The organism is Streptomyces griseomycini (assembly GCF_014203535.1).
GTDB lineage: Bacteria > Actinomycetota > Actinomycetes > Streptomycetales > Streptomycetaceae > Streptomyces > Streptomyces griseomycini.
On record NZ_JACHJI010000033.1, the window covers coordinates 1 to 25,300 of the forward strand.

A 25,300-nucleotide genomic window follows, 5' to 3' on the forward strand; every position below is an offset into this window, starting at 1 on the left:
CTGGGAACGGCGCGACGACATCCACGAAGCTTTCCTTGGCCTCGCCACCTGTCTCATCACCCACCGCCACGTCCAACGCCTTTGTTAGGACCTCTTAAGGACTGGGTGGGACGAGAACGATGGTCTTTGGCATAGGCACCTCAAGGCGGTCGGGTGAGGGGGTCCGGCGCCGCACGAGCCGTCTCCTGGGGCAGTCGCTGGCCATGGCCCTGATCGTGCCCACCGGGCTGGCCCAGGTCGCCCAGGCCGCAGAACCCGGCGGCCTGGGGCGCCCCGAGCTGCCCAAGTCACCGGTGACCAAGGTCAAAGCCTTCGACGGGCCCGGTGCGAAGAAGGCACGGGCCACGGTTGCCAGGGAACGCAAGGCCAACGCCGCGCAGGCCGAGCAAGCGGCGGGGGAGCGGAAGGCCGCCTGGCCCAAGCATGGCACCGCCTCGCTCGCCCTCACACCGGGCGCGAACCGTACCGCGGAACCTGGCGGCACACCGGTGGCGCTGAAGCCGGCGTCCCCCTCCAAGTCGCGTTCCTCCAAGGCCTCCGCGGCGGCGTCGGGCGAGGCGCAGGTCACCGTCCTAGACCAGAAGGCGGCCCGCAAAGCGGGCGTCACCGGCATCCTCCTGACAGTCGCAGCCGACACTCCGGGCGCGGCGAGCATAGGTATCGACTACTCCGGCTTCGCCTCGGCCATCGGTGGCGGCTGGTCCCAGCGGCTGCGTCTGGTGCAACTGCCGGCGTGCGCGCTGACAACCCCGGACAAGACGGAGTGCCGCAAGCAGACACCGCTGCCCTCGGACAACGACCTCAAGAATCAGACGGTCTCGGCGAAGGTCCGCCTGGGCAAAGTGTCCGACGGGCCGTCCACCCAGTTGCTGGGCGAGGCCGGCAGCGCTGCGTCCAGTGGGACCGTGTTCGCGGTCACGGCTGCTTCGGCCGGTTCCGGTCAGTCCCCCAAGGGGGCGGGCGACTTCTCGGCGACGAAGCTGTCGGCGTCCTCCTCCTGGGAGGCGGGCAGCAGCTCGGGCTCCTTCACCTGGTCCCACGCCTTCACCATGCCGCCCGCAGCAGCGGGCCCGGTGCCGCCGCTGTCCCTGTCCTACGACTCGGGCAGCGTCGACGGCCGCACCGCGACCACGAACAACCAGACCACCACCGTGGGCGAGGGCTTCACCCTCACCGAGTCCTACATCACCCGCGCCTACGGCAGCTGCGACGACGACGGCCACACGGATGTCTTCGACCAGTGCTGGAAGTACGACAACGCGGTCCTGGTCCTCAACGGCAAGGCGACCCGGCTGATCAAGGACGACACCAGCGGCCAGTGGCGGCTGGAACACGACGACGCCTCAAAGGTGACCCGCTCCACCGGGGCCGAGAACGGCGACAACGACGGCGAGTACTGGACGGTCGTCACCGGCGACGGCACCAAGTACGTGTTCGGCCTGAACAAGCTGGACGGCGCGACAGACCAGCGCACCAACTCCACCTGGACCGTTCCCGTGTTCGGCGACGACTCCGGCGAGCCCGGCTACTCCGGCGGTGACGCGTTCGCCGACCGGGCGCTGACGCAGGCCTGGCGGTGGAACCTGGACTACGTCGAGGACACTCGCGGCAACGCGGCCACGTACTGGTACACCAAGGAATCGAACTACTACAAGAAGAACAAGGCCACCACGGCCGGTGCCTCCTACATCCGCGGCGGCTACCTCAACCGGATCGAGTACGGGCTGCGCAAGGGTGCCCTGTTCACCGACAAGGCCGACGCCAAGGTCACCTTCTCCTACGCCGAGCGCTGCACCGCCTCGGACTGCTCCAGCCTGACGAAGGACACCGCGGAGAACTGGCCGGACGTGCCGTTCGACGCGATCTGCTCCAAGGACGACGACGAGTGCAACGCGGCCGGCCCGTCCTTCTTCACCCGCAAGCGGCTGACCGGCATCGACACCTTCTCCTACAACGCCACCAGCACCGGGTACGACCCGGTGGACTCCTGGGACCTGACCGGGCAGTACCTGGACGGCGGGGACATCGGCGACAGCTCCGACCAGGTCCTGACGCTGAAGTCGCTCAAGCGCACCGGCAAGACCGGCGACACGCCCCTCACTGTCAATCCGATCTCCTTCACCTACCAGATGCGGCCCAACCGCGTGGATGCCACCGACGACATCCTGCCGCTGACCCGGCCGCGCATCTCCGCCATCACCTCCGAGACCGGCGCGATCACCAAGGTCACCCTGTCGTCCCCGGAATGCACCCGCAGCGAGGTCCAAGGCGCGGCCCCGGACAGCAACACCCGCTCCTGCTACCCGCAGTACTGGAACATCAACGGCGCCGAGAACGCCTCCATCGACTGGTTCCACAAATACCGGGCCCTGGCCGTGGGCGTGCACGACCCAGCCGCCGGCAACCCGGCCGTGGAGTACGCCTACGACTACAGCGGCGCGGCCTGGCACCACAACGACGACCCGTTCACGCCGAAGGACGAGCGGACCTGGTCCGACTGGCGCGGCTACCGCCAGGTCACCGCTCACACCGGCGCCGTCGGCGAGACCCGCTCCAAGACCGTCTCGCTCTATATGCAGGGCATGCACGGCGACAAGAACAAAGACGGCACCACCAAGTCCGTGACCGTCACCCCGCTGCTCGACACGGACGTCGACTTCACCAACGCATACGACAGCGAACACTGGAAGGGCCAGCTGCGCCAGCAGGTCACCTACAACGGCAGCCAGCCCATCAGCAGCACTTTCTACAACTACACCTACAAGAACACCGCCACCCAGACAGTGCCGGACGCCACCGACCACACCGCCCGGTGGGTCCGCAACACCTCGACCTACACCAGCACCTACCTCACCGCCTCCAGCCGCTGGCGCACGCATATCGCGACCAAGCGCTACGACGACCTCGGCATGGTGAACGCCGTCGACGACTACGGCCAGAAGGGCGTGGGCGGCGACGAAACGTGCACCCGCACCTGGTACGCCCGCAACCCGGACGTCGGCATCACCAGCCTGGTCTCCCGCACCCGCACCGTCGCCCGGGAATGCTCGGTCACCGACGCCAGCCTGAACCTGCCCGCCACCAGCAACACCTCCGGTGACGTCCTGGCCGACACCGCGACCGTCTACGACAAGGCCGACGCCACCACCTGGCTGGCCACGCAGAAGCCCACCAAGGGCCAGGCCACCTGGACCGGACGGGCCACCGGCTACACCGCCACCGCCGGCAGTGACGGCCAGCGCCTGCCCTCCGGCTGGCAGACAATCGCCATCACCACCTATGACACACTCGGCCGCCCCCTGACCGTCACCGACACCGCCGGCCACACCACTTCCGCCGCCTACACCCCCGCCGACGCGGGGCCGCTGACCAAGACGATCTCAACCGATCCCAAGGGCTACCGCTCGTACAGCTTCCTCGACCCGCGCCGCGGGCTGGCCCGGCAGACCGCCGACATCAACCTGAAACTGACTGAGCAAAAGTACGATGCGCTCGGCCGGCTTACCGACGTGTGGCTGCCCAACCGGTCCAGCGGCAGTCAGAGCCCGAACATCAAGTTCGCCTACCACCTGGACAACAGCAAGCCGTCCTGGGTGTCCACCTCCACCCTGACCAACAGCGACACCTACAACACCAGCTACGCCCTCTACGACTCCCTGCTCCGGCCACTGCAGACCCAGTCACCCACCCCGGACGGCGGCCGGCTGCTGACCGACACCCGTCACGACACGCGCGGCCTGGCCTACGAGACGTTCGCCGACATCTTCGACACCACCAGCACCCCCAACGGCACCTACACCCGCGCCGAATACGGACGCGCCCCGGTCCAGACCGAAACCGTCTTCGACGGCGCCGCCCGGCCGACCACCAGCACCCTCTACGTCAACGGCGTCAAGAAGTGGGCCACCACCACCAGCTACACCGGTGACTCCACCGCCATCACCGCCGTCCAGGGCGGCGAGGCGCAGCGCACCATCACCGACATCCGCGGCCGCACCGTCGAAACCCGCAACTACGCCGGGGTGAGCCCGGCCGACGCCGACTTCGGCACCGGCCCGGGCGAGAAGTACACCGCCGTGAAGTTCACCTACGGCCTGGACGGCCGGCAGAAGACCATCACCGGCCCGGACGGCGCCACCTGGTCCTACAGCTACGACCTGTTCGGCCGCCAGACCAGCGCCGACGACCCGGACAAGGGCAGAACGACCACCGAGTACGACGCCCTCGACCAGGTCATCAAGACCACCGACTCACGCGGCAAGGCGATCCTGAGCGCCTACGACCAACTCGGCCGCCCCACCGCCACCTGGGCCGGCTCGAAAACCGACGCCACCCAGCTCACCGCCCACACCTACGACACCATCCTCAAGGGCCTGCCCGCCACCTCCACCCGCTACATCGGCGGCACGACCGGCGCCGCCTACACCCAGGCCGTCACCGCCTACGACAGCATGAGCCGCGCCACCCACACCGAGCTCCGGCTGCCCGCGAGCGACCCGTTCGTCAAGGCAGGCACACCCGCCACGCTGCCGTTCGAGACGCACTACAACACCAACGGAACGGTCAAGCAGACCGAGGACCCGGCACTCGGCGGTCTGGAAGACGAGATCACCGGCTACGAATACGACAGCCTGGGCAACCTCACCGACATCGGCACCTACCTCACCGACATCGACTACTCCGCCCTGACCCAGCCGAACCAGCTCACCTTCGGCACCGACAAACACGTCTATGTCGCCAACACCTACGAGCCGGGCACCGGCCGCCTCACCAACAGCTACACCCAGGACGAGACCCACCCCTACCAGCTGCAGAACCTCACCTACACCTACGACCAGGCCGGCAACGTCACATCCCTCAGCGACTCCACCACCCTGGGCGGCACCAGCAGCGCCGACACCCAGTGCTTCACCTACGACGGCCACCGCCGCCTGACCGAAGCCTGGACCCCCGCCTCCCACAAGTGCACCGACGCCCCCAGCGCCGACGCCCTGTCGGGCCCGGCCCCGTACTGGACCAGCTACACCTACAACACCGCAGGCCAGCGCACCACCGAAACCCAGCACACCCCCAGCACCACCACGAAAACCACCTACTGCTACACCGACACCGACCAGCCCCACACCCTGACCGGCACCACCACCCAGGGCGACTGCACCAGCCCCCAGCGCACCTACACCTACGACACCACCGGCAACACCACCAAACGCCCGGGCACCGCTGACGACACCACCCAGGACCTGACCTGGTCCGAGGAAGGCAAACTCACCCGCCTCACCGAGAACGGCCAGTCCACCGACTACCTCTACGGTGCCGACGGCACCCTCCTCATCCGCACCACCGAAAACGGCGAACGCGTCCTCTACGCCGGAGCCACCGAACTCCACCTCCGCACCGACGGCACCACCTGGGCCCAGCGCTCCTACGCGGCCGGCGGCATCACAGCCGCCACGCGCTCGAACGAAAGCGGCACCGGCAAGGTCACCTTCCTCATCAGCGATCACCACGGCACAGCCCACCTGGCCATCAACCGGAGCGACCAGACCTTCACCAAGCGCTACACCACCCCCTTCGGCGCCGACCGCGGCAAGCCCGCCTACGGACCCTGGCCCGACGACAAGGGATTCCTCGGCAAAACCCACGACACGAACACCGGCCTCACCCACATCGGCGCCCGCGAATACGACCCGGGCATCGGCCAGTTCATCAGTGTCGACCCGATCCTGGACCTGACCCAGCCGCAGTCCCTCAACGGATACAGCTACGCCAGCAACTCACCCGTCACGATCTCCGACCCGACAGGACTGGCCGGTGTAGGGGGCGGAAACCCCGGAACCCCTGGAAACTCTGGAAGCAAGCGTCCGTACGGTGGAATGCTCGGCGATTACGACGACGCCCCGAACGGCGCCGGATACCCCAAGGGGAATGCATCCAAAGCCCACGTATCTGGGGCCGGCGGAGGAAGCAAGAACGACGGCAGGGTAACGCTCACAGATATCGCCGGTGGATCTCCCGGTGGCGTCCCCGAGGGATTTTACGAGGCGATGATAGAGCATCTTCCGGTCGTCTACCGGGAGGTCTACCACCGTAATGGTCAATATTACGGAATGGGGTGGGGTGAGAGTCAGATATATGCCGCCGCATATGCTGACCTCTGCTTCAATGACGTGCTGGACTGCACTTCCGAGCAGAGGGGTTACTACACCTACGACCTATTCCTCACGCCTGAGTACATGGAGGGCGTGGATCTCCTGATGACCGGCCTCTCTCAGGGGACGGTGGCGAGTTATCTCGGGAAGAAATACAAAGCACCCCGGTGCAGTAAATGTTTCCTCGCCGGGACCGATGTCCTGATGGCGGACGGAGAGACGAAGGACATCGAGGACGTCGAAGTCGGTGATGAGGTCCTGGCCACAGACCCGGAAACCGGAGAGACCGGGCCGAGACTGGTCACGAACCTCATCATCACCGAGGACGACAAGCACTTCAACGAACTCTCCATCGCCACCGAAGACGGCATCGAAAAGCTCACGGCCACCCACGAGCACCCGTTCTGGTCCCCCTCCGAAAGGCGCTGGGTCGAAGCACGGCACCTCGAAGCCGGCATGACACTGCGTACCGAGACCGGTGACACGGTCATCGTCACCGGCAATCGCTCCTTCTCGAAACAGGCTCGCACCTACAACCTGACGGTGGACGACCTCCACACGTACTATGTACTTGCCGGGACCACGCCAGTTCTGGTTCACAACGCCGGAGAATGTCCCATTACTGGGATCCCGCATGGCGCGATGGGAGAAAGTGCCACACTGGAGCGGCTTCAGACCTCGGGCTACACGAATATCACCAGAGAGGTGCGGTTCAAGAATAGCCAAGGTGACGTTTTCCGTGCGGATTTCGTTGCCCAAGATCCATCGGGAAACTGGGTGGCAGTGGAAGTCAAGACTGGGCGCGGAGCGTCCCTGACTGACAACCAGAGGCTTGGATACGCCGAGCTCGGTCACGGTGGGGCAACTCTGAACACGAGCAGGCTCCCAGGACTGAAGAAGGGGAGTAATGTCACCATGAAGGTGGAGGTGGATCTGTGGCATTGCCCCGATTGCGGACCGTGAAATTCCAAGCAGACAGTGATGTGTTCGGAGGTTCCGATGGGATCTAAGGCTGCCATTCTGGTGCTCACGGATGAGCGCCCGGAAGGTCTCTTCCGTGGTGCTGTCGGGTGGGATCGGACCAGGTCACTGGACCTAGCAGCGAGGTTCCTGGGGGGCACTCCTCGTGAGTCGGGCGTACTTCCACTAGACCTGGCTGTCTGGCCGGAGGACGGGGCAGCGTGTGTGGCGAGTTTTCCGCGCTTTGACGTTGTCTGCTCACGCAAGATAGCTCGGGATCATCCAAGCAACCTCGTGAGTGAGGCTGCCCGCTTGGCTGGAAAGAGGAGCGCTTATGCGGTATGCATGGAGAGTTCCGAAGATTGGGCTTCGATTCTTGCTTGGTCCCCCACTGGGCTCCTTCGGGCAGTAAGTCTGAGTCCGGGATCGGGAGTGATCGAGGATGTGGGGCAGAAATTCCCGTTCGAGCAGCCCTTCTGGAATGGTCAGCGCCCGGTTCAGGCGAGTAGCTATCGACTTCCGTTCCATCCAATCGACCTGGGGAATGAGGCTCTCCGATACTTTTTCGGCTTCATCCTTGAAGGGAAAGAAGATGATCTCTGCGTAGATCCCGAAGAGGTTGAGATTCCGGTCTTCGACCCTTCTTGACGGCAACGTTGACGGCAACGCAGCCGGACGCCGGCGGCCCCACGAGGTACCTCGTGGGGCCGCCGGCGTTTCTGAAGGTGGTGCGCGTCAGGGGGTGGCAGCCGTGCCGCTGGGGGCGGTGTCAGCGCTGAGGGCGTTGCTCAGGGTGGTGATGGCAGCTTGTTGGAGGCGGGGGCGGACGTGGGCGTAGACGGCGGCGGTGACGCCGATGTGGGCGTGCCCGAGGAGCTCCTTGATCACGACGAGTTCCACACCCTGCTCCAAGAGGAGCGTCGCAGCGGTATGGCGAAGATCGTGGAACCGGATACGGCGGAGGCCCGAGCGGTTGAGGAGGGTGGTGAAGGCGCGGGTAAGGTTGGTGGGGTCGATGGGGCGGCCGGTGGGCGTGGTGAACACGTAGCCGCTCTCCTGCCACCCGTCCCCGGCAGCCGCCCCTTCCTGTTCCTGCCGCCGTCGATGGGCTTGTAGCGAGTGTATGCAAGTAGCAGGCAGGGTTATGCGGCGTTCGGAGCTGGTGGTCTTCGTCGGCAGGGTGGTCAGGCCCCGGCTGCTGGTGCGCTGAAGGGTGCGACGGATGTTGGCGGTCCCGCTGTCCAGGTCGAGGTCGCTCCACTGAAGACCGAGGAGTTCGCCCTTACGTAGCCCGGTGTGGAGGGCGAGTTCGAACAGGGCCTGAAGGCGGTGGTCTTCGGCGGCACGGAGGAGTTGGCGGGCCTCGGCAGCGGTGAGGGGTTCGGTGCGCTTGGGGCGGGGAGTGCCGGCCGGTACGTTCCGGGCGACGTTGCGCGGGAGTTCGTCCTCGCGGACGGTGTGCTGGAGTGCGGATTTGAGGACGGAGTGCACGTAGCTGACGGTCAGCGGTGAGAGCCGTTTGCCGCAGCAGTTCCCGGCCGAGCAGCAGATGCCTTGGGTGTCGAGTCCTCGGATGCAGCACTGGCACTGGGTGCGGAGTTGGTCGAGGAAGGCGCGGACGTCCTTGGTGGCGAGCCTGCCGAGTTTCTTCTTGCCCAGGATGGGGTTGATGTAGAGGCGGGCGGTGGCGCGGTAGCGGGTGTGGGTGGTCTCGCGGAGCTGATGCACGGCGATGTTGTCGAGCCAGTGCTGGAGATACACCCCGATAGCGCAGTCCGCAGCCGGTGCTGGGAGGCCGCGGTTGTTGGCGGCCATACGCTCGGTCAGCTTGTCCACGGCCTCCTTGCGCGTGGACCCGTAGACGCGGGTGCGCTTGCGGGTGCCGTTGGTGGTGAGGACGTAGCCGGCGGCTTCCCAGCGGCCGTCCTTGCGCTGGTAGACGATACCTTCGCCGTTGGCGCGGGACTTTCGGGCAGAACGCGGGGACGGCATCAGGCGGTGGCTTCCTGTTCAAGGCGGGAGTGGACGAAGTCGGCCAGCGCGTGGGCAGGGATGCGGCGGGCCCGGCCGATCGTGATCGAGCGGAGCTGGTGGGAGCGGAGGAGGTCGTAGACGGCGGAACGGCCGATCTTCAGGTAGGCCATGACCTCGGGCACGGTGAGGAGTTCGCCGTCACGCACCACCAACCACCCCCGCTCCAGGGCCGGAGGCAGAGCCCGCTCCCGGTGCTGGGGTGACGAGGGTGGCGAGGCGTTCCAAATCGGGGGTGAGGCCGGTGCCGGCGAAGACCCAGTGAGAGATCACCAGCGTCGACTCCTCGTCCTCCGGGCCTGTTCTGTCCGGGTCGTTGAGAGCGTTCTGGTAATCGGCGCGGGCCTGGCGGAGCTGGGCGAGCGTGGTGGAGTACTGGCGGGTCTTGGTGGAGAAGTGGCCCCGGAAGCCGAGCATGTGCGCCCAGGCGCGGAGTTTGAGATGGGCGAGGTCGCGGCGGGCGCCGAGCTGCCAGGCCGTGCGGATCATCCGCTCCGCGTGTATGGGGACCTGGTAGGCGGGGAGTTCCGCGATGAGGCGCAGCCGGCGGTCGAGGGTGCCGGTGGCGCCTTCGGCTCCCTTGGTGGCGTACTTCGCCACATACGCGGCGACAGCCTTGTCCGTGATCTTCCTACCGTCACAAAAGTCGCCGTTGCGTATCGGCCGTACGTCCAACTGCTTGCCGAATGTGAACTGGAGGGAAGTGCCGTCAAGTTCGGGTCCGGCGACGGTGGTGCGGGTGGCGGCGGCGTGGATGGCGTCGGTGAGCATCGCGGTGGTGGCCCAGGTGGGTGGTGGGGTCGTGGTGCCGTCGGGCCCGTCGAGGCGGATGACGGCGTGGAAGTGGACCAGGCCGCGTTTCTGGTATTCAGCGACCTTCGCATACGACACCTTCACCACCGAGGCGAGGCTGCGTTGGGTGAGGCCGCCGATACGGGCGACCTCGCGACCGACCCCACCGGCTACAAGCTGGGCACCTTCATCACCACCATACGCGACGCCGCCAAGGCCGGCCGCCTCGAGGCGGACTGGATCGCCGAACTCGACGCGCTCGGCATGATCTGGGACAAGCACGACGCCGCCTGGCGCGCCCGCCTGACCGCAGCCGCCGACTACCACCGCACCCACGGCCACCTCGCCGCCCCCGCCACCACCCCCCTCGGCGCCTGGCTCGCCGAACAACGCCACCACGCCGCCAGGAACACCCTCACCCCCGCCCGCGCCGACGCCCTCACCGCCCTCGACCCCCACTGGCGCCTCCCGCACGGAGCCGACTGGCACCGCAAATACCACCTGCTGCGCACCCACCTCGCCACCGGCGCCGACCCCGCCGCCCTCACCCGCGACACCCAGCTCACCGGTGTGAAGATCGGCTCCTGGCTGCACCGCCAGCTCACCACCTGGCCACGCCTCCACCCCGGCCAGCAGCGCCTGATGACCGCCCTCGGCCTGACCCCCGCCACCCAGACGCTCGCCCCCGCAGGCCACCGAGCCCGCCGCACCTTCGAACAGACCGTCCAGCTCCTGGAACTCTTCCTGCACCGCGAAGGCCGCAGCCCCGCCGCCCGCGAGACCATGCGCGTTGACGGCGACACCGTCAGGATCGGCGCCTGGCTCGCCAGGGCCCGCACCAGACACCGCGCCAACTGGCTCCCGGACGAGCACGCACGCCTCGTCGCGGCCCTGTTCGACGGAGACTGGACGGCTGACGCCGCCATCCCGGCCGTCCTCGGGTGACATGGAGCAGTCCTCCGGTAGAGCCGCCGCATGATCTGCCTCCTGCGGCCGGCCAGCCGTCGCCGCAACCGCAGGCGCCTGGGTGACACGCACCGCGGAAGCACGCGCAGCGTGCCGCTTTCGGCGGCGCCCGGTACAGCCGCCAGCGGTCTTGCACAGCCGCCTGCAGACTTCGCGGCAGGAACACATCTGCGCGGAACACGGGTGAAAAGTTCACCACGGTCGGCCGATGAAAAGTTCACCACGGCCAACCAAAATTTTTTGCGAGCAGGACAGTGAAAGTGTGTCACCGACTTTCGCGGCAAACCGTCACGTCGGCTAAATAACGGATCGAGTGATGTGAATGACAGGATGCAATATTAAGCTCGCGGCAAAGTTCGCCGATCGAATGTGATGAACATGAATCCGCTGCAACCGTTCCGGAATGTTGCTGTACATATTTGTGGACACGAAAAAGGAGCCGCAGGGTGGTGTCTCCACTCTGCGGCTCCGCTAGAATGACTGCGTACGGAGATTGAGATTGTCATTCTCCGGCAGTCTTGGTGCACAGTGGTTCCCGCGAGTTGCGTGTGGAAGTGGACGTCCTGCCACTCGTCGGGAACCGAGCCGAGGCAGCGGCGGGGTCTGGGACCACGGATCAGGTGGGACCAGGCTCCGCCGCACTACGACCAGGGCTGGACCAGCGGGTTTACCAGGTCCTGTGCCTGCAGCCACACCCAGTGAACGATGTGGGCTCCGTAGTACAAGATCCCCAGAACCTGGTACGTCCCCTCGTGCCACGGCTTGCCGTGAGCGGGAGGAAGAGACGTGCCGGGAACTTCGGCGGGGTTCTTCGCCTCGGCCGACTCGTTGGATTCATCCTCGTGATCGGCCATCGCGGCTCTCCTGCTTCTTTTGAGTTGACAAGAAACAACGGAAACGAGTTTACCCGGCTTTCGGGGCCGGCCCTTGCGGGGGCTGCTTTCCAGTCGGCGGGGCGCCTCTTTCTGGTCACCGAAGTGCTCTTTATGTCCGTTTCTGTTTACGTCGAACGAGTGAAAGCGAAGCCTCTCGGGTCCGGTTTATGTGACGTTCGTCTCTCCGTTTCACGTATTTGTAAAGGGCATGCAATGAAGGTTTCCCGGGGTCGCCGCTCACCCTTTCCGGGGCGGAGGAAAACCTTCCGCCCCCGGGTGTCGGGGTGGCGGCGGGCCCCACCGGTTCGCGCACCACCACCGGCCCAGTCCGGCACTGGTCGGCCTGCGCGGCGCCGCGACCGTGCGGCGCGCTCACGCGCGCTTCGCGCGGCCGAGGATGGCGCGCAGCTCCTCCTTCAGGTCGGTGGTGCCGCTGTGCCGCGTTGGGCCGGCGGCGGAGCTGTCGGCTTCCCACTGCTCGAGCACCTCCTCGTCGTACGCCTCGGGTCCGGGGGAGTTCAGGTAGCCCAGCCCCAGGAGGTCGTAGTCATCGGGCTCGCGCACCTGCCCGGTGATGCGCTTGATCTCCTCGCTGCGCTCCATGCGCTGCAGCGCCACATCGCCGTGATCGTATGGGTGGACCGCTGCCGGTTCGTTACGTACGACGGGCGGCGGCGGTTCGCCCCATGCACGCCGCGGCGGCGCACCGGCATAGATGCGGCGGTAGGTGGCCTGCCACTCCCGCACGTCCTTGCCGGACAGGCCGAGCGCCTCGAGGAACGCGGTGAACAGCCCCTCACTGGGAGGGATCTTCTCCTTCAGGACGAGCCAGAGCGTCGAGTGAGGCAGCCGCGTCCGGCCCGCCTCGTCCCGGCCCGCTTTCTCCTCCAGCCGCAGGAGCGCGGGCTGCCCGGCCTCCGCTCGCATGACGTTCATGGCCTCGACGAGTGTCTCGGCAGTGGTCACCGTGGACGGGCCGCGCCCGTGCATGCCCGGCGACACGGCGGCCTCGGCTCTCGCCTCACGCCACAGCTGCTTCGCCTCCTCCCTGTCGGCATGGAAGATGTCCGCCAGGTCCTCAACGACCGCCTCCGGCGGCACGCGTCTGCCGGCGAAGGCGCGCAGCAGGGTGCGCTCGGAGAACCCGGCCCCCGACTCCTGCGCCAGCTCCCTGCCGCTCTTGCCGCAGGCCTCCTTGTGCGCGCGCAGCCACCTGGTCAGCCTGGCGAGCGCGGGCCCCGTCGTGGCCGGGAGACGACCAGGAGGGCGCCCGGTCACCTGGAGCCTGCGTTCACCGGCGCGCGGCGCACGGCCTGGCGCGCAGGGGACCGGGAGCCGGCGGGCGCGCGACCGGCCACGGCCGCGCACAGCGCAGCGGGCACCAGCTGCCCGGCCGCGGCAAACCCGGTGACGGAGGGCGGGACGATGACGCGAGCGCCACCGGCCGCCGTACGGGGTCCGAGCAGCCACAGCGGACCGCGCGGGGCCATGACCCCGGCGACCGGCCGGGCCGCCAAGGCGGCCGTCCGGGCAAGCAAGACGGACATGAGACAACTCCTCAGAACGCTGAAGGCCAGACAGAAGCCATACGGCGGGAGTCCGTTGTGAGCGGAGCGCTGCGCCGGGGGCGAGGCCTCGATCGTGGCATGCCGCAAGCCCGCAATTCCAGGCCGGTCAGCACCCTTCCGTCACCTGTGTCCACACGGACGTACGCTTCCCGCCGAACCAGCCTTCCCGACCTCTTCGCAGGTCAGACGAGTACGGCCAGCGCATTCCGTCACCTTGTGCCAATCGGGCAGGCCGGGGACGCAACCGCCCTGCGCCACCGAGCCCCACGGGCTCTCGCGCCTGGCATCCCCGCGAGGTTTTCCCGCCTCCGCCCAAGGCGGCATGGAGCAATAGAGAGGGCACACCCACCGCCCGTTCCCAAGACGGCGGCCGTCGCCCGCGAGGGCACGCCCGCAAGGACCGCACCCTTTTGGAGGGCCGCATCCGTGACCACCGATCCCCGACCGCCGCGCACGAGGAGCGCCCGCCGCCTGCCGGGCGTGCTCCTGGTTATCCTCAGCGCCGTCCTGGCCGCCCGCAGCCCGGCCTGGGCCGCCGCCGTGGGAACGGCCACTGCCGTCTACACCGTCATCGCCCCCGACAACCAAGGCCCCAGGAGCTGACCGGTGACCCGCACCGCGCCCTCTGCCCTCGACCTGACGCTGATCGCCCAGGCCGCCGAACTGGGCCGCAAGATCAGCCCCGCCCAGCTTGAACGGTGGCGCGCCCGCGCGTGGCTGCCACCCACCGAGCAGTGGACCGACCCCCACACCGCCTCCATCCGCCGCGACATCCTCCACCGGGCCGCCCGGCTGGCGGACGCCTCGACGCCCGGTCGCAGCATCAGCTGGATCGGCTGGACCTTCTGGGCCATCGACGACACCCCCCAGACCGCCAGCCGGCTCCGCCAGGCACTGATCACCACCCTGAAGCGTCCCTTCGCCCGGGCGGGCATCGACATCACCCGCATCCCCACCGGCCAGAGCAAAGCGGACGACAAGGCCCGGCAGGAGCTGGTGCGCCAGCTGCTGGACACCGTCCGCGCCCCTCGCCGCGACCTCGACGGAACACTGCGCGCCCACGCCCTGGACGCGGACGTTGTCCTGCCTCCGCCCCGGTCCGTGCCCAACGTCTTCCACCGGTCCCTGCTCACGCCCGGTGCCCGGCTTCTGGTCGGCGGCCTGGACGACGTCCCGCCCGAAGAACTCCTGGAGGCATGGCACAACGCACTGCCGCCAGCCCGGCAGGACATGACCGAGCGGATCCGTAACAGCCACCTTCGTGCCGCGCTCGCCGGTCAGGACCCCATGGCCGGCTTCCCCCTCGCATACGGCCTGCCCGGCCTGATCCGAATCGTCGAGGAGACCGACGACCGGCTGCTGTGCGCGGCCGTCCGGGCCTGCACCAAGGCATCCGCGACGCTGGCGATGCTGATGCTGCGCCCAGCGCACGACGCAGCCGTCCTCGCCCGGCTGATGCAGGAAGAGATGTGGCACCAGTGGGCCCGCGTCACCGGCATCGCCCCGCACGGGGCCGCCGGCGAGGCCGCGCTCACCGCCAGCACCCTGCACTACCTCACCGTCCCCGGCTGGACCGATGACCTGAGCTCCTACCAAGAACTCATGGACTCCCTCCTCACCCCAGCCGCCGAGCCGTGCGCTCCGCGGCCAGACGACGACCACCCCAGCACCCCGCCCGCCGGATGACCAAGCCGCTGTGTCCGCGCACGGCGCACGGTGTCAGTGCGGCGCCGACCCGCGCACGGGACCCATGCGCCGAGGCGTCTGCTCACAGCGTCGGATTCCCTTGCCGTGCCAGGAGCTCGGTGAAGAAGCCCTCCAGGACCTGCTGGCCGCGCGGCCCGCTCAGTTCCCAGCCGCCGAAGCGGTAGATCTCATACCCGGCGAGCCGGAGCCGCGTGGTCCTCGGCGACCATCTCTGCACACAGCCGCAGCACCGCGGTGTGAGTCACCCGGCCCTGCGGTCTGCTCGCCTGCGCAGCCCCGGTCGGTCTCGCCGCCGTTGCCCTCGCGGCCATCGGCCAGACCGCTTCAGGGGGCCGCGCTGGTGCGTACTGCCTGGCGTATGCGGGGGTCGGCGGTGCGGTCGTCGGCCACGTGGCTGAAGTGCTGGGCGGATTCCGGGTGGTCGCGCAGGACGGCGGCCACGACGGATGCGGCCTCGCTCTTCACCGTCCGCAGCCAGGGAGTGATCTTGTCCTGGGCGTACCACTGGTCCCAGGCGCCGTCCCAGATGCACATGGTCTGGGCGGCCTCCTCCAGCAGGTCCCAGTCGCAGCGGCTGGCGGCGTACGCGCAGATGCCCTGGAGCCAGATCACGACTGCCGCGGCTTCGCCGAACTGCACCATGTGCGCTTCGTCGCCGTCTACGTGTTCTGCCAGGGCGCGGAGCAGACCGTGGGCCTGCGCGGGGTCCCGTTCGAGAGCCGGTCCCGCCTGCTGGACGTCGAGGCGGGCGAGCACCCCGACGTGGAGTTCGTAGTCCTCGGGGTGGCCGCCGATCAGGGTCAGCAGAGTGTCCGCGGCAGCTGGGTCGCCGGCGCCGGCGGCTTCCAGCAGCGCCTGGGCGGTCTCGAAGGGATCCTCGGGGATGGCCGCATGCTCGCGGTCGATCAGCGTGAGCAGCTCGCTGATGGTCTGGGGGCGACGTCGCGGATCCTGGTGGGTGGTGGCGCGGACGACAGTGCGCCACGGGCCGGGCGGGGGCAGCAGCGGCAGGTTGGTCTCCGGCATCTTGCCGGTGAGGGCCCAGGCGATGACTCGGCCGAGGCTGTAGATATCGCTGGACGCCGTGGCCTCGTGAGGTGTCACGGACAGTTCCGGCGCGGCGAAGCCCTCGGTGCCGATGTAGAGGCCGGTGCGGCCCACCTTGGTGGTCTGGCCCCGTGGCCGGCGGACGATACCCCAGTCAGCGAGGGCCCATCGGCCGTCGAAGTAGAGGATGTTCGACGGTTTGATGTCGCGGTGCAGCCAGCCCTCCTCGTGCGCGGCGGCCAGCACCAATGCCAGAGCATCGACCAGGGCGCGCAGCTCAGCCGGTTCCCGCAGCAGCTCTTGGCGTTGGGCGGCGGTCGCGTCCGCCCAGGGCATCACGAACCAGGTGTGGTTGGCGTCGAAGTCGAGAATCGGCATGGCGTGGGGGTGATCCTTCAGCACTTGGCCGATCTCGATCTCCCGCCGCATGCGGGCGATTTGCCGTTCGGGAGGGTACTTGCTGTGCAGCTTCTTCAACGCGACGGTGGTGCCGGTGGGCTTGTGAGTTGCCTTGAACACGTCCGCCTGGCCCCCGTCCGGGACCGGTTCGCGCGGGCAGGAGTAGTCCTTGCGCTCGCCACGGGCGGCGCGGCGGACCGCGGCGTAGGCGCCCTGGCCGGGCGGTGCGGACGTCGCGGCGGCCGGGGGAGCGGGGAGTGCGGTACGGCGGTGTGCCGGTATCCGGCGGGCCTCGTACACCGGGTGGCCGCTGACAGTGCGGGCCTCGGCGAGCTCGTAGCCGTCGGAGGCCAGCAGGCCGTTGACCAGCGTCAGCAGCCGCTGGACCTCGCCGGGGTCCGTCCGCACCGCGGGGTGGATCATTTCCGCCAGGAAGCGGAGCAGGATCTCGTCGGTGCCGTCGGCGAGCCCGAAGCGCTCGTCACCGAAGACCCAGTCGTCTTCCCAGTCCTCGGGGTTGTTGTAGCGGTGCTGGATGATGTCGCCCTCGGCCGTTGCGAACCGCGGGTCGTGACTTTTCAGACGGTCCAGGTCGTACAGCCTGCGCAGGAAGGTGACCTCGTCCAGGCTTCCCGACCAGCTCACACCGGTGCTGCGCAGCGCGTCGAACAGGTGCCGCCGGGTGACGTCGGTGATGGCGTCCGGCGGCACTGCGGACAGGTCACTGCCCCGGAAGCGGCCGATGACGGTGTCGGCGGAAACGGTCCGGAGCAGGGACGTGCCCGTCACGCTCTCGGTGCGGGCGCGGGAGAAGAGGTCCAGATCGAAGGAGACGTCGTTGAGAGCCCGCAGTACAGTGCGCTGCAGATCGGGACCCAGCTCACGCAGCCGTTCGTAGTAGGTGTCCCTCAGCCCGAGCGAGAAGAAGTCTCCGTCCAGGGTCTCGAAGCCGTCCGGCAGCGGCGTCCTGGCCGGTGCCACCATGCCGAACCGGCCGATCTTGACCCCGCCGATCTCCCTGACCTCGCCGCCTGGATCGGCACAGAGCAACTGGAAAGTCGTCTTGAAGCTGTAGTCATCCCAGTTGTCCCGAACCAGGAAGGCCTGCCCCGGCATGGGAGAGACGGGCCGCCCGCGGACAGGCAGGACAGTGAACTGCACGGTTCCTCCGGAAGACGCCACGGCCTGCGGCCGGGCACGTCAGAACAGACAACGCAACCGCCCTTGTGCGAGCGGTGCTGCTCCCGGCGAAGCAGCGCCGGGTCTTGCTGGTGTCAGGTGGCGGCGGGCCGGCCAGGACCGAGGGCAAGGCGATGGTCGGGTGGTCGGTGCAGGCGGGGGCGTAGTGACCGTCTTGTACCGCTGGAGGCTGACGTTCACTGGCCGGGGTGGACGGCCTGGACGCCGGTGCCCGCGTACGCCTTCGGCGTCAGGGTGAGTAGGAACCGGCCGCTCGGGTGGGCGGCCGACGGCCGGGCGGCGTGGATGGCGTGGACGGCGGCCCAGGAGTGCCCGAAGCGCAGCAGCTCGGTGGCGGTGACCGCGGCATCGGTGTCGAACGCCTCGATCCGGATGAACCGCAGCCCCTTGATGTAGCCGAGCAGCCCCGGTCGCTCGGCGTCGCCGGCCGTCAGCGACAGTACCGGCGCATACAGATCACCGAGTCCGCCGGAGGCCTGGACGTAGAAGGCGGCGACCGCCTCGTTGAACGGATCCTTCGGGTCGAACAGCGCCGCGGCGGTCGTGTGGTCCAGGACGACCGCGATCGCCGCCACTACGCGGCCGCCCGCGGCCCGTGCGAGGCGGCGCCCAGCCGCTCCAGCAGCGCCCGGGCCTTCGCCTCCGCCTCCGGGCTCGGTGCGCTGCCGAGGGCGGAGGCGAGCTCGGCGCGGGCCAGTTCGGCCCGCTCGGCGTACTCGGCCTGGGTCGGAGTGCTCTGTGCGAGGTCCTCCACCAGACCGCGAATGGTGGTGCCGTGCTCGGCCGCCAGCTGGGCGAGCCGGTCCCGCGCGGCCGTGCTCACCTTGATGCTCGTCTCGTCTGCTGCCATACCCCTCACTCTACCGCGCTCCTCTACCGCAGGTAGAGGAAACGTGGCTGGACCCCCGGCACCCTTCGGTGGCCCCTACCCCCGCGTGGCACACCGCCACGCAGGCCCCTCGCATCCGAGCGAGGACCCCCCTTCCGTACACGGTTGGCACCCGAGACGTGCGTGAGAAGCAGGTACCCCATGGCCGGGGGCCGGGCCACTGGCATCAGACGGCGGTGGCCCGGCCGGAGCACTCGGTAGCCGGGCCGACCTCCAGCACCGATCACGGAAGCGTGCCGTCACCTCCAGTGGCCCGGTCGCGCTGCTCCTGCGGATCCACGCCTTCTCTCTGCCGCGACGGCGCTAACGCAGTTCAGCCCGCCGCGGGATCGGCCGATGGCGTGGTCATCCGGCTCGCCGGCTGGGGCCCCTTCTTGCGGGCTCCGGCCGCGTGCTGGTGGGCTCGCACGATCGTGGAGTCCACCGAGACGACCCAGTTCAGCTCTTCGTCGGCGTCGGCCTGTGCCAGAAGCGCGGTGAACACCCGCTCCCATGTGCCATCGGCGGACCATATCCGCAGCCGGTTGTAGACGCCCCGCCAGTTGCCGTACTTCTCCGGCAGCTGCACCCGCTGTGCCCCTGTCTGAAACTTCCAGGCGATGGCGTCGATCACCTCTCGATGGTCCCGCCACCGGCCACCCCGCTTCGGTTTCCGGTCCGGAAGTAACGGCTCGATCCGCGCCCACTGCGCGTCAGTCAACGGCACACCTGGACCAACGAGCAGACGATCCGGAGGGAGCGGCTACACGCTGCGGATGCCATCGGCCTTGCCGGCGGCTGTCCACCAGGAGATCACTCGGGCCGCCATCGCTTCCGGCTCTGACGGCAGGGAGGTGAGATCGAAGTGATCCTCCAGCTCGTGCCGCAGGAACTCGCCGATCTCTGTCTGGTCGGCGCCACCCCGGAGCCGCTGGAGGAGAGGGACGAGCATGCAGTCGTATCCGTCCTGCACCTCGTCAGCGACGCCGATCGGATCCCACTCATTGAGCAGATGCCGCAGGTTGTTCTCGGTGGCGTCGGTGCCAGGTCGCATCGCTCCAGGGTGCCACCCGGAACCGCCCTCCTCACTCACCCCTACCTTGATCCAAAACGAAACCGCCTAGGTGACGCTCCGCTCGGGGCAGGCGGCGGCCATCTCATGGAGGGATTCGGAGTCACCGCCCGTCGTACGGCACCCGGTCCGGTGGATGGTCCGCGCCGGGGCCGGCCGGACATACCAAGCCCCCGGCGCGGTGTGGTGCGGGTGGTCAGCCGCAGTCGTTGCGGTTGATTTTCAGGGAACGGGTCTGGTCGTTGAGGTTGTAGCCGCGCAGGTCGTGGATGGAGCCGCCGCTGCGGGTGACGCACACCCACCGGCCGGCGTGGTTGCGCTTCTCGTACACGCGGGTGGTGCGGTCGGAGTTGTTGCGGATGGAACTGCCGCGGTCACGGATCGCGGAGGGCAGGTCCTTCACGCTGCCGTCGGAGGCGCGGCGTACCCAGGGCTGCCCACCGAAGTTGATCTCCGGATAGATGCAGACGTAGCCGGACGGACAGTCGATCCCCGCCCGCACCGCGCTGGGCTCGCTGGAGGCGGAGGCCGGAACGGCCATCGGACACAGGACGAGGGCGGCAACCGCCGCGGCACGCATCACGTTCTTGATCACGGCACTACCTCTACTGACTGACGGGCGCCGGCCGGCCGTACTTGCCCGTGGATTCACTCCAGCAGCGGAGCGCAGCCGCGGTGCACGGCCAGCCGGTTGCCTTGCGGATCCGGGGGGTGCCCCTGTGTCTTTTGTGCCGGGGTGAACTCGCCGCTGAGCTCGCGAAGGTGTGCCGCCACCTTCTTCCAGTCCGTCTCGGCCACCGGCGCCCGTCCCTTCTGTCGGTCCGCCCTGCCCTGGTCGCAGACGGCCTGTCTGGGTGAAAGTGTGTCGCGAAGTGCCCGTAGGCGCGTGCTGGTTTGGCCGGCACGCGTTGCCGGGGCGGCCGTCCGTAGGTCATCGCCGACGCAGGTCGATGCCGCGCTCGGCGGCCAGGGCCAGCAGGGCGGTGACCGTCGCGCCCTCACGCAGCCGGCGGCGAACCTGCCGGCCGTCCAGGACGACATCGAGGGCGGCGGGCTTGATGCCGAAGGCCCGGCACGCCCGTGCGGCCGCTGCGCCGTCCGCGCCCAGCGCCCTCATCCAGGTCTCCATCTCCGGGGCTGTCAGTTGGAGCGCGGCCCAGGCGGTCGTGCGTTCGCGGAGCTGGTAGTGGCGAAGCCCGGGCGCGAGTTGGGCGATGAGCCGCATCACGCGGGAGCGTTCCACGGCGCGGGAGGCGGCGGGGCCTTGCTGCTGCGGGGTGTTGCCGGGCGCGGGCGCCCCTTCCGTCGGCGAGGTGAGCCGCGGCTGTGTCTTCGCCGGCTGGGGGCGTCGGCGCAGGACGCGCCGCAGTTCCGGTCCGAGGTCGAGGCCTTCGCGCGCGGCGATGGCCTGGGCGTCGGGCGTGCGTCGGTGCGGGGCTCGGGCGAGGTCCGCGGAGGGAGGGACGGGGGTCGGGCTGGGGCGCAGGAAGTTCCAGATCGCGGTCAGGTCGGGGTCGGTGAAACGCGGCTCGTCCACGGGGTTGCCTCCAGTTCGGCGGTTTTCGGGCATGCAAAAGGGCCCCGTGCCGACGGCAGCGGGGCCCTGTGTAAGGGGTCGTGGTGAGAACGAGGGGTGCCGGACCGCAGAGGTCAGCGGCGGCGGACGGGCGGATCCTTCAGATGGGTCACAGCCCGCACAACGCGGCCAGTGTAGCCATTTTTCGCGTCACTGCCCGGGTTTTGATCAAAGTCGCAGGTCATAGCCGCCTGCCGTCGGACGTCCGACGGCGCGCTGTTCGCGTCGGATGGTGGGTTGGTGCCAGGTGGTGTGGCTGTTGCCTTTGCGGGGCCCCTCAGTCGGCGAGAGCGAGGCAGCCGACCGGGCGGGAAACCCGGCGGTCGAGATACCTGGGCCGGTCTCTGCCCCGGCGCGAGCAGGGCTGTGTTCTGCTGCTGGCGGTGTCACACCGGGCCGCTACGGTTCGGCTATGGCCGCGCACACCACGGGTCCCAACGGACTCATCCCCATACACATCGCTGTCCACGACCCCGCCCCGATGGAGGAGCCCGGTCCACAGGCCAATGACTACGTACGCGACCTCTTCGCGGCCTCGGCCAAGTACGCGGGCATCTCCTGGACCAGGTATGGGGCCGAGCCGCGCTGGCTCGGCATGGACACCAGCACCTGCGCCGCTGCCATCAACCCGAGCCACTTCTCCAGTCGCGGCGCCGACGAGTTCGACAGGTTCCTGTCCGGGGCGGCTTCGCGCGGCGAGCCCGCGCTCATCATCGCGACGATGGGCACGGCGGACGAGGACGATGACCGCGTGCGGTCGGTCTTCGGCCGGCCCGGCGGCCGCGTGGACTTCCGCAACTTCACGGGCGCGATCGTCGGCGAGCGGCTGCTCGCGGGGGCGGAGGTCTCCCTGGTTCCGGGGCTGGACGCGGCTGACCGCGACCTCGGACTGAGACTTCTCAACCGCCCTGCCGATGCTCCTTGGTGGGCGATGAGTGTGCAGGCGAGCGCCTTGGTGGGCCAGCGCGGGACCACGGTTCGCGAGCCCGAGGGCGAGCTGGTGCCGATCCTCGTCGACAGCCTGGGTGAGCCCGTCGTCGCTCGCTGGACGTCCGGTGACGGCCAGCAGATCTGGTACGTGATCCCTGACGCCGTCGACTGGAACCAGGTGGTCGACTGGCTCGTCCAGCGTGCCCTTCCCGAGCACGTACCGGCCGCACTGCGCCGCGTCCGCTCATGCCACCATGTCGATCCCGCCCTGGAGACCCCCGCGGAGACGCAAGCACGCAGCGCTCTCGAAGAGTTGGAGCGCCGCTATCTGGAGGACAAGGCCCGCCTGGAAGACGAATTGGAGCGGGCGCGGCAGGAGGCCGAACCTGTGCGGTCTGGTCTGCTGTACGGCAGCGGCAGCGAGCTGGAAGACGCGGTGGCCGTCGTACTGCGTGCCGCCGGCTTCGCCGTCACCGATCTGGACGAGGAACTGGGCGACACTCTGTCCGCGGACCTGCTCGCCGTGTTGAACGGGTCCACCTGCCTGGTCGAGGTGAAGGCCGCCGCGGGGGCAGCGGGGGAGAAACTGATCTCGCAGCTTCAACGCCACCTGGAGAAGTGGCCGCAACTGCGGCCCGGACAGCCTGTCACCTGCGCTGCCTTGATCGTCAACCACCAGCACCGCCTCGAACCCGCCGAGCGCTCTGCCGAGGTGTATCAACGCAGGGTCGTCGACGCGCTCCCCTTCCCCGTGATCGCCTCCGGAGACCTGTTCCGCTGGTGGCGCACGCAGGACTGGGCGGCCCTACAGGCCGCCGTGCTCGGCCAGGCCCACGTAGCAGGAGAACGGGAGGAGCCCCCTGCCGAAGGGCGCGAGACCCCGGCGGTCGGCCGCAGGCGGTGGCGTCCCTGGAGCAAAGGCGGACCCGCGTAGCGGCGCGGCCGCCACACCAGCGACGCGGACGAACTCGCCAGAGGGGGGGGCAGGCGACCGCATCGGCCGGGATGAGCGCCCCAGCCCTAGAAGCAGAACTAGTCAGCGACGGCGTCCATCAGGTGGCGCAGCGCGGCCTACCCCGGCGTCAGGGCGGGGCTGTTCACCGCGGTGGTGAGCATCGGACCCGGCAGGCCGGCCGCCGCGCCGTGACTCCGGCACGACGACCGTCGTTGTCCTAGCTGGTGCCGCCCCTTGCCTGCGCTGTGACGGTGCCCGGCCGAGTGCCGCGGCAGCCCACGACTGACGCGGACAGGTAGGCCCTAGACGCGCCGCGTCACTCACAGCGCCCCGCCAGTGTGGCCACGCCACCCAGCAGGCGCCGGATCGTGGGACCGGCCGTAAGGGACGGCACGGCCATGACCTCCACCCACCCGCGCAAGCGACCGCAGCGGCGCAGCGAGATCCCCCACGGCCCGCAGCAGGACGAGGGCCTGCAGCAGATCCGCGACACCCTGCCGCCAGCGCCCGCCCCCTGCACGGTCGAGCCCGCCCCGCGCCCGGTGGGCGAGGAGGTGCCACCGGAGCTGCTGGCGCTGGTGACCCACCACTGTCGCCGCATCAACTCCTACCTCGCCCGCGCCCAGCACCTGCAGACCCTGCACGGTGACAGCATGAAGCAGTGGCAGCGCTTGGTCCTGTACGCCCTGACCGACGCCCTCGCCCACAACCATCTCTTGGTCGGCACCCTCGCCGCCTACCTCCAGCGCCAGGGCGTCGACGCCGACCTGCTGCGCCGCTACCTGCAGTCCCCGGATCCCGACCGTTACATCACCCGTGAGGCCGTCCAGCACCTTGACGGCCTCACCGGCGCCATTCCCGAAGAAGCGGCCGAGCCGGTCTGGATGGCCGTCGGCCGGCACATCGCCCGCGACGGCAGCTGACAGCCGGGCTGGGCAGCATGGCCAGGCCCGACGGCAGGCTCGATAGGAGGGGGGAACAACCGGCAGCCGAGAGAGTGGGCAGGCGAGGCATGCACGACGAGCGCGGGTTCATGGTCGTCGTCGCCCTGTACGCAGGCGGACGCCCTCCAGGACGACACTTTGACCGAGATCCCGCCTTCGGCGGCATCTGCTGCCGGCATCGTGCTGCCGCTGGTTACCGGCGAGGTCAGGGCCAAGTCACCTCTCGTCGCCTGTCCTCAAGACCGGAGATTGATCAGACTGATCCGTAGGTGGATGGCTGAGCTGTTCCAAGATGGCGCGCAGCTCACCGTGACGGATCTCGGGATGGGCGGGTGCGGGGCCGGGCGGCTGCTGCGCGGGTACCGCAGACAGCCGTGGCCGGCGGACCTCCAGCGGAGTCTCGGCGAGCGGCAGGTGGGTGGGCCAGGGCATGGACGGCAGACGGTAGACGGCGTCCTGGCACCAGGCTGAGGCTCCGGCGTTGGCCTTGGCGGCGATTTTGCGGGTCAGGCCCTGATGCGGGAGGTAGTGCGCGCGGGGTGTGGAGATCAGTAGACACGTCGGTGACAGCGGAGCGAAGACCTCGATCGTCTCGGGCAGCAGTGGGGGAGTGATGCCGAAGGTGCCGTCCTTGCGGCGCAGGGCCACCCCGCTGTCGGCCAGGACCAGCAGCGGCTCCACCGAGCGCAGCAGCACCAGGCGCCGGGCTGGGGCAGCGAGGAGGTCGCGGGTGCGCTCGAAGACGCGGATCACGGCGCGCAGCGCCGAGCGCGGGTCAGCGATCAGGGAAGGGTCGGGGGCCGTCCGTACGGCTGTCCAGAACACCTCCAGCCGCTCCGCGTCCGAGAGCGGCCGCCCCAGCCGTTCCTCGCAGTACCCCACCGCCTCCTGCGCCCACAGGGCCGGGAACAGATGCCGGCCCACCTGTTCATCGAAGGATCTGAACGCCTGGGTGCGCACTACCTGCCAGGCCAGCGCGTCCAGCGCGACCGCATGTTCCGTCTCGTCCAGCGGCCACTGTCCCTCACGCAAGGCGCGCAGAACCGGCGCACACGGGCCGTCGACATGGCGGTCCAGGTAGGTCTCCAGCGCCACACGCCGTTGGCCCTCGGCGAGAGGGTCGGTGTTGAAGTGCCGGGCCACGGCCGCGCGCCGCACCGGAGTGCGATGCTCCGCACCGCCGCGCCACCGTCCGAGTACATGTCCGTCCTCGGCGAAGGCCCGCAGCCAGTACTGCGGCACCAAGTGGTGCTCCTTAGCC

At 68.9% G+C, this 25,300-nt stretch carries 23 protein-coding genes; 7 read left to right on the forward strand and 16 right to left on the reverse strand.

Going from position 1 to position 25,300, the window contains the following annotated elements:
• The first annotated feature begins 119 nt into the window (after window positions 1–119).
• Entirely contained in the window at window positions 120–7,112 is a 6,993-nt protein-coding gene (locus tag FHS37_RS37580; protein WP_229890272.1) for a polymorphic toxin-type HINT domain-containing protein, read from the forward strand.
• A 36-nt stretch (window positions 7,113–7,148) separates the two neighbouring features.
• The gene (locus FHS37_RS41255) at window positions 7,149–7,757 is read left to right on the forward strand and encodes a DUF6928 family protein (RefSeq protein ID WP_184829643.1); all 609 of its coding nucleotides are present in this window, start codon (window positions 7,149–7,151) and stop codon (window positions 7,755–7,757) included.
• An 87-nt stretch (window positions 7,758–7,844) separates the two neighbouring features.
• Here FHS37_RS41255 and FHS37_RS37590 read toward each other — a convergent pair whose 3' ends face one another.
• The 3 genes from FHS37_RS37590 to FHS37_RS37600 are packed head-to-tail and all read right to left on the reverse strand — an operon-like array spanning window position 7,845 to window position 10,040.
• Window positions 7,845–9,101, reverse strand: a complete 1,257-nt coding sequence (locus FHS37_RS37590; protein ID WP_184829645.1) for a tyrosine-type recombinase/integrase — start codon at window positions 9,099–9,101, stop codon at window positions 7,845–7,847.
• Window positions 9,101–9,289, reverse strand: a complete 189-nt coding sequence (locus tag FHS37_RS37595) for a helix-turn-helix domain-containing protein (RefSeq protein WP_184829705.1) — start codon at window positions 9,287–9,289, stop codon at window positions 9,101–9,103. Before FHS37_RS37595 ends, FHS37_RS37590 begins: the two co-directional genes overlap by 1 nt.
• On the reverse strand, window positions 9,282–10,040 hold the full coding sequence (locus tag FHS37_RS37600; RefSeq protein WP_184829663.1) for a replication initiator: 759 nt from the start codon (window positions 10,038–10,040) through the stop codon (window positions 9,282–9,284). The genes FHS37_RS37595 and FHS37_RS37600 overlap by 8 nt, the downstream gene beginning before the upstream one ends.
• A gap of 15 nt (window positions 10,041–10,055) precedes the next feature.
• Here FHS37_RS37600 and FHS37_RS37605 point away from each other — a divergent pair, with 15 nt between their 5' ends.
• Complete coding sequence (locus FHS37_RS37605) at window positions 10,056–10,877, forward strand: helicase associated domain-containing protein (protein ID WP_229890274.1); 822 nt, start codon at window positions 10,056–10,058, stop codon at window positions 10,875–10,877.
• Window positions 10,878–11,539: 662 nt separating this feature from the next.
• On the opposite strand, the gene FHS37_RS37610 is transcribed toward FHS37_RS37605, so the two are convergent.
• From FHS37_RS37610 to FHS37_RS37620, 3 genes are all read right to left on the reverse strand, one after another.
• A complete protein-coding gene (locus FHS37_RS37610) occupies window positions 11,540–11,752 on the reverse strand; it encodes a hypothetical protein (RefSeq protein ID WP_184829665.1) in 213 nt (70 codons plus the stop codon).
• Window positions 11,753–12,145: 393 nt separating this feature from the next.
• On the reverse strand, window positions 12,146–13,051 hold the full coding sequence (locus FHS37_RS37615) for a helix-turn-helix domain-containing protein (RefSeq protein WP_184829667.1): 906 nt from the start codon (window positions 13,049–13,051) through the stop codon (window positions 12,146–12,148).
• Window positions 13,048–13,320, reverse strand: coding sequence for a hypothetical protein (locus FHS37_RS37620; protein WP_184829669.1), 273 nt, complete (start codon window positions 13,318–13,320; stop codon window positions 13,048–13,050). The genes FHS37_RS37615 and FHS37_RS37620 overlap by 4 nt, the downstream gene beginning before the upstream one ends.
• A 501-nt stretch (window positions 13,321–13,821) precedes the next feature.
• On the opposite strand from FHS37_RS37620, the gene FHS37_RS40725 reads away from it, so the two are divergent.
• Complete coding sequence (locus tag FHS37_RS40725; RefSeq protein WP_268254620.1) at window positions 13,822–13,944, forward strand: hypothetical protein; 123 nt, start codon at window positions 13,822–13,824, stop codon at window positions 13,942–13,944.
• Between the two features lie 3 nt (window positions 13,945–13,947).
• The gene (locus tag FHS37_RS37625; RefSeq protein WP_184829671.1) at window positions 13,948–15,027 is read left to right on the forward strand and encodes a hypothetical protein; all 1,080 of its coding nucleotides are present in this window, start codon (window positions 13,948–13,950) and stop codon (window positions 15,025–15,027) included.
• Window positions 15,028–15,109: 82 nt separating this feature from the next.
• Here FHS37_RS37625 and FHS37_RS37630 read toward each other — a convergent pair whose 3' ends face one another.
• From FHS37_RS37630 to FHS37_RS37670, 9 genes are all read right to left on the reverse strand, one after another.
• On the reverse strand, window positions 15,110–15,265 hold the full coding sequence (locus FHS37_RS37630) for a hypothetical protein (protein WP_229890275.1): 156 nt from the start codon (window positions 15,263–15,265) through the stop codon (window positions 15,110–15,112).
• A 107-nt stretch (window positions 15,266–15,372) separates the two neighbouring features.
• Entirely contained in the window at window positions 15,373–17,610 is a 2,238-nt protein-coding gene (locus FHS37_RS37635; protein ID WP_221500793.1) for an AbiJ-related protein, read from the reverse strand.
• A gap of 260 nt (window positions 17,611–17,870) precedes the next feature.
• On the reverse strand, window positions 17,871–18,269 hold the full coding sequence (locus FHS37_RS37640; RefSeq protein WP_184829675.1) for a PIN domain-containing protein: 399 nt from the start codon (window positions 18,267–18,269) through the stop codon (window positions 17,871–17,873).
• A complete protein-coding gene (locus FHS37_RS37645; protein WP_184829677.1) occupies window positions 18,269–18,544 on the reverse strand; it encodes a hypothetical protein in 276 nt (91 codons plus the stop codon). The genes FHS37_RS37640 and FHS37_RS37645 overlap by 1 nt, the downstream gene beginning before the upstream one ends.
• A 352-nt stretch (window positions 18,545–18,896) precedes the next feature.
• On the reverse strand, window positions 18,897–19,289 hold the full coding sequence (locus tag FHS37_RS37650; protein ID WP_229890276.1) for an IS5 family transposase: 393 nt from the start codon (window positions 19,287–19,289) through the stop codon (window positions 18,897–18,899).
• Between the two features lie 36 nt (window positions 19,290–19,325).
• A complete protein-coding gene (locus FHS37_RS37655) occupies window positions 19,326–19,616 on the reverse strand; it encodes a hypothetical protein (protein WP_184829681.1) in 291 nt (96 codons plus the stop codon).
• A gap of 214 nt (window positions 19,617–19,830) precedes the next feature.
• Window positions 19,831–20,229 carry a peptidase inhibitor family I36 protein gene (locus tag FHS37_RS37660; RefSeq protein ID WP_229890277.1) on the reverse strand — a complete coding sequence of 133 codons (399 nt, stop codon included), beginning with the start codon at window positions 20,227–20,229 and terminating at the stop codon, window positions 19,831–19,833.
• Between the two features lie 53 nt (window positions 20,230–20,282).
• Window positions 20,283–20,432 (reverse strand): hypothetical protein, encoded by a 150-nt coding sequence (locus FHS37_RS37665; protein WP_184829683.1) that lies wholly within the window; start codon window positions 20,430–20,432, stop codon window positions 20,283–20,285.
• Window positions 20,433–20,565: 133 nt separating this feature from the next.
• The gene (locus FHS37_RS37670) at window positions 20,566–21,171 is read right to left on the reverse strand and encodes a hypothetical protein (RefSeq protein ID WP_184829685.1); all 606 of its coding nucleotides are present in this window, start codon (window positions 21,169–21,171) and stop codon (window positions 20,566–20,568) included.
• 451 nt (window positions 21,172–21,622) lie between these two features.
• Between FHS37_RS37670 and FHS37_RS37675 the strand changes: the two genes are divergently transcribed.
• Both FHS37_RS37675 and FHS37_RS37680 read left to right on the forward strand, forming a co-directional pair.
• Window positions 21,623–23,074 carry a hypothetical protein gene (locus tag FHS37_RS37675; RefSeq protein ID WP_184829687.1) on the forward strand — a complete coding sequence of 484 codons (1,452 nt, stop codon included), beginning with the start codon at window positions 21,623–21,625 and terminating at the stop codon, window positions 23,072–23,074.
• Window positions 23,075–23,493: 419 nt separating this feature from the next.
• Window positions 23,494–24,018 carry a hypothetical protein gene (locus FHS37_RS37680; protein WP_184829689.1) on the forward strand — a complete coding sequence of 175 codons (525 nt, stop codon included), beginning with the start codon at window positions 23,494–23,496 and terminating at the stop codon, window positions 24,016–24,018.
• Between the two features lie 237 nt (window positions 24,019–24,255).
• On the opposite strand, the gene FHS37_RS37685 is transcribed toward FHS37_RS37680, so the two are convergent.
• Window positions 24,256–25,281, reverse strand: coding sequence for a DUF4238 domain-containing protein (locus FHS37_RS37685; RefSeq protein WP_229890279.1), 1,026 nt, complete (start codon window positions 25,279–25,281; stop codon window positions 24,256–24,258).
• Between the last annotated feature and the right edge of the window lie 19 nt (window positions 25,282–25,300).